The following is a 1,210-nucleotide window of genomic DNA, read 5'->3' as shown; positions in this document are numbered from 1 at the left end:
CCGTCCCCGCGCTTGACCGGCACGGCGTACAGCAGATGGTTCACGAGACGGCGTTCGACCTGCTGCTCCTGCAGCGTGACGACCCCTTGGGCGGGCAGGCTCGTCGTCAGCGTCTTGTCCGGCAGCAGTCGGTCCAATGCGTAGAGCACGATTTCTTTCAGGAACAGGCTGCCCTTCGTCGCATAGTCCTCGAAGACGTTCCAAGCGATGTAAATGCCGCTGGCGCCCTCCACCATTCCCGGGCCGCCGTCGTTCATCGAGCTGGGCGTATGCTGGTGCGAAGAGAACGTGAATACTTCCCGGTTAAAATAAGGATCTTCACGCCGCCCCAGCTCGGTTCCGCCGTCCAAAGCGATCTTCTGCCCCGCGGCGTACATGACGAACGACGCTTCGCCAAGGCTGCGCAGCGGAAACTTCGGGCGGAAATAATCCGGCTTGAACGGATTGTCGCCGACCCGCCGCACGCCGAAATCGATTGCGAAATCGCGCTCCTCCGCATCCAGTCCGGACTTGCCCGAAGCGAGCAGCTTCCCGCCCTGCCGGAGAAACTGCTCCAGCTTCGCGCGCAGCCGATCCGAGATCAGCACGTAGTCCGGCAGTATAATGACTTTGTATTGTTCGAAATCGGCATCCGGATCGATCACGTCGAACAAAAACTTGCCTTCGAGCAGCATCCGTACCGCCCCGGCGTCGGAATTGCCCGTGAACATCGCGCCGCCCATTTTGTCCACGCCGACCGATTCGACGGACAGCAGCCCGATATCCGCGATCGCCGTCGTGTCCGCGCACCACGCTTCCTTCCGCTCGACCTCGGCATACGCTTGGCCGATCAGCTCGTAAGTGGCCGGGTCCATCAGCCCTTCGGGATGCAGCTGGTCGCCGATGGAGCAGCGCGCTCCGTTCGCCAAGCTGAGCGCCGTTTCGTAGCGCAGCGCATTCGGATGCTTGTAGCCGCCGAATTCGCCCCAGAACGTATGGAATTTGCCGGTCATGCCGAGGAAATCCATGCCGAGCGGCTGCACGTAGCGGGCCGACAGCGGGAAATGATCGTAGCCCCAACCGCCGGTCGGCAGCGATTCCAGCTCCAGGTGCGTGTTCATCGCCGCCAAGTCCCGGCGCCCTTGCGAGATATGCCCCGCGTTGTGGAAGATCGGCATCTCCGGCTTGATCGCATGAATCGCTTCGCGAATCCGCTGCGTGTAATTCGCAT

The 1,210-nt window shown here is 61.9% G+C and carries 1 protein-coding gene; it reads right to left on the bottom strand.

Translation table 11 applies throughout. The features are described from left to right. Nucleotides 1-1,210, bottom strand: a 1,210-nt coding sequence (locus QJ48_RS35020) for a beta-galactosidase trimerization domain-containing protein (protein ID WP_193394555.1), incomplete at both ends; no start/stop codon positions are given.

This window comes from Paenibacillus sp. A3, assembly GCF_001399685.1.
Classification (GTDB): Bacteria; Bacillota; Bacilli; order Paenibacillales; family NBRC-103111; genus Paenibacillus_G.
This window is presented reverse-complemented; position numbering and strand designations above follow the sequence as displayed.